The 6,000-nt window shown below is 72.3% G+C and carries 6 protein-coding genes; all 6 read left to right on the top strand.

Translation table 11 applies throughout. The features are described 5' to 3' along the window. Positions 1-1,324 (top strand): type VII secretion protein EccCb (gene eccCb / locus IEZ31_RS55985; RefSeq protein WP_229833963.1); only part of this gene is annotated, 1,324 nt, incomplete at its 5' end. Between the two features lie 148 nt (positions 1,325-1,472). Next, positions 1,473-1,787 (top strand): WXG100 family type VII secretion target, encoded by a 315-nt coding sequence (locus IEZ31_RS01650; protein WP_229833961.1) that lies wholly within the window; start codon positions 1,473-1,475, stop codon positions 1,785-1,787. A 25-nt stretch (positions 1,788-1,812) separates the two neighbouring features. Then, the gene (locus tag IEZ31_RS01645; protein ID WP_190247879.1) at positions 1,813-2,094 is read left to right on the top strand and encodes a WXG100 family type VII secretion target; all 282 of its coding nucleotides are present in this window, start codon (positions 1,813-1,815) and stop codon (positions 2,092-2,094) included. Between the two features lie 133 nt (positions 2,095-2,227). Beyond that, complete coding sequence (locus tag IEZ31_RS01640) at positions 2,228-2,770, top strand: DUF2563 family protein (protein WP_190247878.1); 543 nt, start codon at positions 2,228-2,230, stop codon at positions 2,768-2,770. 9 nt (positions 2,771-2,779) lie between these two features. After that, on the top strand, positions 2,780-4,108 hold the full coding sequence (locus tag IEZ31_RS01635) for a WXG100 family type VII secretion target (protein WP_190247877.1): 1,329 nt from the start codon (positions 2,780-2,782) through the stop codon (positions 4,106-4,108). Continuing rightward, positions 4,108-5,796: a S8 family serine peptidase gene (locus IEZ31_RS58110; RefSeq protein WP_190247876.1), complete on the top strand. Its 1,689-nt coding sequence runs from the start codon at positions 4,108-4,110 to the stop codon at positions 5,794-5,796. The genes IEZ31_RS01635 and IEZ31_RS58110 overlap by 1 nt, the downstream gene beginning before the upstream one ends. Positions 5,797-6,000 lie beyond the last annotated feature (204 nt).

Below are 6,000 nucleotides of genomic sequence, written 5' to 3'. Positions count from 1 at the left end.
CGGCGTCGCCGGCCGCCGCGAGGGCGAGGCCGTGCGGCGCACGGTCGCCGAGGTGGCGGCCCTCATCGACGAGCGCGAGGCCAGGTTCACCGAGCTCGGCGTGGAGTCGATGCAGGCGTACCGCAGGTCCCGCAACGCCGGCGACATCGCCGACGACCCGTTCGGCGACGTGTTCCTCGTCGTCGACGGCTGGGGCACCGTGCGCGAGCACTACGAGGAGCTGGAGCCGCGGATCACCTCGCTCGCCGCGCGGGGGCTCGGCTTCGGCATCCACGTCGTCATCGCCGCGAACCGCTGGGCCGAGCTGCGCAGCAACCTGCGCGACCTGATGGGCACGCGCGTCGAGCTGCGGCTCGGCGACCCGGCCGAGTCCGAGATCGACCGGCGGGCCGCGCAGAACGTGCCGGCCGGCACCCCGGGCCGCGGCCTCACCGGCGACAAGCTGCACTTCCTCACCGCGCTGCCGCGCATCGAGGGCGGTGAGGGGGTCGAGGACCTCGCGGCCGGCGCCGCCGACCTAATCCGCCAGGTGCGCGAGGCGTGGCCGTTCCAGCCGGCGCCGCCGGTGCGCCTGCTGCCGAAGGTGCTGCAGGTGACCGAGCTGGCGAAGCTCGTCGCGCAGCGGCCCCAGTCGGGCGTGCCGATCGGCATCAACGAGACGCACCTCGCGCCCGTGCACCTCGACTTCGCGGCCGAGCCGCACCTGATCGTGCTCGGCGACGCGGAGTCGGGCAAGACGGCGCTGCTGCGGCTCATCGCCCGCAGCATCATCGAGACCAAGACGCGCGACGAGGCGCGGATCTTCGTCGCCGACTTCCGGCGCAGCCTGCTCGGCGTGGTCGACCAGGAGTACCTCCTGGACTATGCGCCGTCGCACTCGGCGCTCGGCGGGATGATCGGCGACCTGCGCGGCGCGATCCAGGCCCGGCTGCCCGGGTCCGACGTGACGCCCGAGCAGCTGCGCAACCGCAGCTGGTGGCGGGGCCCGGACCTCTACATCCTGGTCGACGACTACGACCTGGTGGCGCTGCCCGGCAACAACCCGATCTCGCAGCTGCTGGAGCTGCTGCCGCAGGCGCGCGACGTCGGGCTGCACCTCATCCTGACCCGCCGGGTCGGCGGCGCGGCGCGGGCCCTGTACGAACCGGTCATCCAGCGCCTGCGGGAGCTGGACGCCCCGGGGTTCCTCATGTCGGGCAACCGCGAGGAGGGGCCGCTGTTCGGTGATCTTCGACCCAGCCCGCAGCCGCCGGGGCGCGGTACCCTCGTGCGCAGGAGCGACGGCCGCCAGCTCGTCCAGACCGCATGGATCGATCCTGTGTAATGATGTCAACGGTCGCGGGCTGCGCGACCTTGCCATTGTCCGATACCGTCGCATTGGAAACACCAACGTCGATGACCGCGGCGCCACCGTACGGGGGTTGCTCCGGGTGTCTTGTCCCGCGGGACAATCCAGGAAGGGGTGAGTTGGCGTGACGCAGCCGATGAGAGTCGATTCTGCGACCATGCACGCTGCTGCGAAGGACGTTCGCAGCACGCACGACACCGTCAACGGCAAGCTGTCCGATCTGCGCAACCAGATCGACGACCTTGTCGCCGCATGGAAGGGCCAGGCCTCAGCCGGTTTCGAGTCGGTGATGCGGCGCTGGGACGGCGACACGAACAAGCTGCTCAAGGCGCTCAGCGACATCGCGGACCTCCTCGACAAGGGTGCGAACACGCACCAGGCCAACGAGGAAGAGCAGGCCGCGATGATGAACAAGTACAACACCGCGCTGAACTACTGACGGCCGAGAGCGGAGGGTTCCTTCGATGACGTACTTCGAGACTAACTACGAGAAGATGGACCAGGCCTCGGCCCAGATCCAGGCCATCTCCAAGACGATCGACACCGAGCTCGACACGCTGCGTCGCAAGCTGCAGTCGATGACCTGGGACGGTCAGGACCGCGAGGCCTACAACCAGCACCAGGCGGCGTGGGACTCGGCCGTGGCCGACATGAACGCGCTGCTCAACGAGATCGGTGGCGGCGTCGGCATCGCGCGGCAGAACTACATCACGACCGAGATGAACAACGCCCGGGTCTGGCGGTAGTTCGGCTCGGCGGGCCACCCAGTCCGGATCGGCGTGGCGCCTCTGGTGCCACGCCGATCGGCTTCACGGGGAAAGCGCTCATCGGGCACGAGCGAGCGCATGAGCGAGAGGATGGCGAGTCACGTTGGTTGCCTTGCCCGAGAACTCCAAGGTCGACGTCGAGCAGATCGAGAAGCTGCCGCCGCTCCTGGACACGCTCCAGCGGTACGTCGAGACAGACTGCATCGGCTACATGACGAACATCAAGGCCCACCTCGACGTCAGCGGCGTCGACATGGACGACGTGGACGTCAAGCTCAACGCCCAGGCGACCCCGTTCGGCGGTTTCTACAGCGCCTACGGTGTCCAGGCCAAGGCGAGCTCGGCCTACAAGTCGGTCAACGAGAGCCTGCACAACCTCGCCAAGACGATCGGTGAGCTCATCGAGCCGACCAAGAAGATCGCGCAGAACTACCGCAGCACCGAGGAGCAGAACCGGGCCAGCATGGCCGACATCAAGCGGCTCCTCGACGAGGGCACCGGCACGTACAAGGTCAAGGACCAGGACGCGGTGGACAACACCAACCCGACGTCGCCGATCGCGCAGGAGCCGCACGAGGACGACGACGTGCAGATCCTCGCGCCCGGCCCGCTCGACGGGTCCGGCTCGGGCAACCCGAAGACGACGGCGGTGTAGGCGGCTGACATGGGTGGCGGAACCGACCCGGGGGACCTGGGCACCACGCAGTACGAGAACCCCAACGAGGGCAACAACGGATTCTGGGCCTCGACGTTCGGCACGGCGTACGCCAACGAGAAGGACCCGTCCTGGGAAGACGTCATCGCGATGGTCGTCATCCCCGGCAACCCGGCCGCGATCGAGCAGGCGGCCGACGAGTGGCGCGAGCTGCTGCGCCGCGTCCACGAGGTGGAGCGCGTCCTGACCGAGGTCAACAAGGACCTCGAGCACTGGAAGGGCGCGGGCGGCGAGGAGTACCGCCGGCACATCTCCGACATGATCAAGAAGATCAAGGGGATCTACAGCGAGCTCGACAACCTGCCGCACTACCTGGACCAGGCGGCCGGCAACCTGCGCACGGCGATCGACAAGATCCCGATCCCGGACGACATGGCCTACGAGGTGATGGCCGCCAAGAACGGGTACATCGCCAACGGCAAGGTCTCCGGCCCGTGGTTCGCCGGCGGCATCTACGACACGCTGCTGCCCGTCTACGGCAACAAGTGGTACGACGAGGCGCGCGAGTTCTTCACCTGGGACTGGGCGTCGCACAAGCTGCGCGACTGGATCTCCACCCAGGACGACAAGGCCAAGGACGCCTATCAGGCGCTGGCCGGCCAGCACTCCAACACGATGTCGCACATGCCGGGCGCCAACACGACCGGCTTCGACGACCCGCGCGACCCCGAGCCGTTCGACCCGACCGACCCGAAGCTTCCGGGCGGCCCGGGCGGCGTGCCGGACCTCGGCAAGGGCATGGGCGACCCGAAGATCGGCGGCCCCGGGATCACCGACCCGAGCAAGAACCCCGATCTCGGCAACCCGGACTTCACCAACCCCAGCACCACCGACCCCAACCTCGGCGACCCGCCCGGCACCGGCCTGGCCGGCGCGGGCGGCGGCGGCATCGGCGGGCTCGGCAACCCGGGCTCCGGCGGGCTGGGCCCCGGCGTCGGCGGGCTCGGCGGCGGCGGTGGCGGGCTCGGCGGTGGCGGCCTCGGTGCCGGTGGCCTGAAGGCCGGCGGCGCGGGCGGGCTCGGCGGCATGATGCCCGGCATGGGCATCGGCGGGGGTGCCGGCCGCGGGGTCACCGGCGCGGGCGCCGGACGCGGTGGCGTCAAGGGCGGCGGCGCGGGCGGCAAGGGCCTGGGCGGCGCGCGCGGCGGCCTCGGCATGATGCCGCACGGCGGCGCGGGACACGGCAACGGAGACGGCGAGGACCACAACACGTGGCTGCAGGAGGACGAGGACGTGTGGGGCTCGGACAGCGAGGCCCCGCCCTCGGTGCTGGGTTGATGGGACGGACGAACGGCACGCCGCCGGCCCCGCGCCGGCGGCACCGCCTGACCGCGGCGGTGGCGGCGCTGGTCATGAGCGTGCTCGGCGGCCTCGCCGGTGCGCTGGCCGTGCCGGGCGCGGCCCACGCCGAGACGATCCGCGAGATGCAGTACTTCCTCGACACGCTCGGCGTCGTGAAGGCCCAGCAGACCGCCAAGGGCGACGGCGTCACGGTCGCGGTCATCGACGGCGGCGTCGACGCGAAGCACCCGGACCTGGCCGGCGCGGTGCTCCCGGGCGTCGCGATGCCCGGCGCCGGGCAGGCCGACGGCTCGACCGACCGGCAGGGCCACGGCACGCGGATGGCGTCGCTCATCGCGGCGCGCGGTGGCGGCGCGAACCACGCGCTCGGCATCGCGCCGCGGGCGAAGATCCTGCCGATCGCGATCCCGTACGAGGAGACCGCCGACCCGGGCGCGAAGCCGACCGACCTGTCGGCGCCGATCCGCTACGCGGTCGACCACGGCGCGAAGATCATCAACATGTCGATCGCCAACCCGACGAGCGGCCCGCGCCAGCCGGACATCGACGCGATCGCGTACGCCCGCTCGAAGGGCGCCATCATCGTCGCCGCGGGCGGCAACCGCACCCAGGGCGACACGAAGGTCCCGATCCCGGGCAGCTATGCGGGCGTCATCACGGTCGGCGGCACCAACCGCGACGGCACCGCCTGGTCGGGCTCGATCGCCGACGAGACGGTCGACATCGCCGCTCCGGCCCAGGACCTCGTCGCCGCGGCCCCGACATCGAAGATCAAGTCCGGCTACGGCCAGAGCAGCGGGACCAGCGGCTCCACCGCGATCGTGTCGGGCGTCCTGGCGCTGATCTGGTCGAAGTACCCGGACATGGACGCCGCCAACGTCGTCAACCGCCTGTTCAAGACGGCCCAGGACAAGGGACAGCCCGGCCGCGACCCGGTGTTCGGCAACGGCGTCGTGGACCCGGTGGCGGCGTTGACGGCCGACGTGCCGGCGGTGACCGCCGATCCGCTGGGCCCGGCAACCTCGGCGTCGACCGCGGCCACGACCGCCCCGACCGGCTCCGACAAGTCGTTCGGCACCCCCGCGGTCCGCACGGCGATCGCCGCGGGCGTCGGGCTGTTCTGCATCCTGGCGGTCGCGCTGGCGATCATCCTGCCGGTCCGCGCGGCGGCCCGCCGGCGCGCTCGCGGCCCGCAGGCGCCACCGCCGGGCCGCTTCCCGCCTCCGGGCCCGCCCGGCCCCGGATTCTCCGGTCCGCCCGGCTACGGCCCGCCCGGCGGGCCGGGCGGCTTCGGTCCACCGGGCCAGCCCGGCGGCCCGGGAACGGCCGGCTCCGGTCACCCAGGCCCGCCCGGCGGCCCCGGCACGGCCGGCTTCGGTCACCCGGGCCCGCCGGGCGGCCCTGGAACAGCCGGCTTCGGGCAGCCGGGGCCGGCCGGTCAGACCGGGCAGCCGGGGCACGGGTTCGGCCCGCCGCCCGGCCCGCCACAGCGCGGTGATGGGCCCGCGACGGCCGGCTGGGAGCAGGCGACGGGTCAGCACACCGGACCGGTCGGGGGCCATTCGGGCATGTTCGCGGCCCAGCCGGACCACACGGGCGCGTACGGCAACCCGCCGCCCGGGCGCCCGCAGGACCAGCCGCCGGCGGCACCGCCCACGGGCTGACCGACCGCACGAGACGCATCGGCCGATCGACTCGAAGCGCGAGTGGATCGGCCGTCGTCGTTCCCACCGAACGCGCGGTGCCGGGGGGAGGTGGGTGGTGCGGCGTCGGAGGCGGGAAGATGCGCGCGGTCCGACCAGCTGGAGGGCCCGCACGCCGGGGTCCGGCGAGTGCGGCTGGCAGGGGTTCGCGGGGCAGGCCCGGCG

The sequence above is a fragment of the Dactylosporangium sucinum genome (genome assembly GCF_014647515.1).
Lineage (GTDB): Bacteria > Actinomycetota > Actinomycetes > Mycobacteriales > Micromonosporaceae > Dactylosporangium > Dactylosporangium sucinum.
Note: the sequence above shows the minus strand (reverse complement) of the source record. Positions and strands in the feature narration are given on the sequence as shown.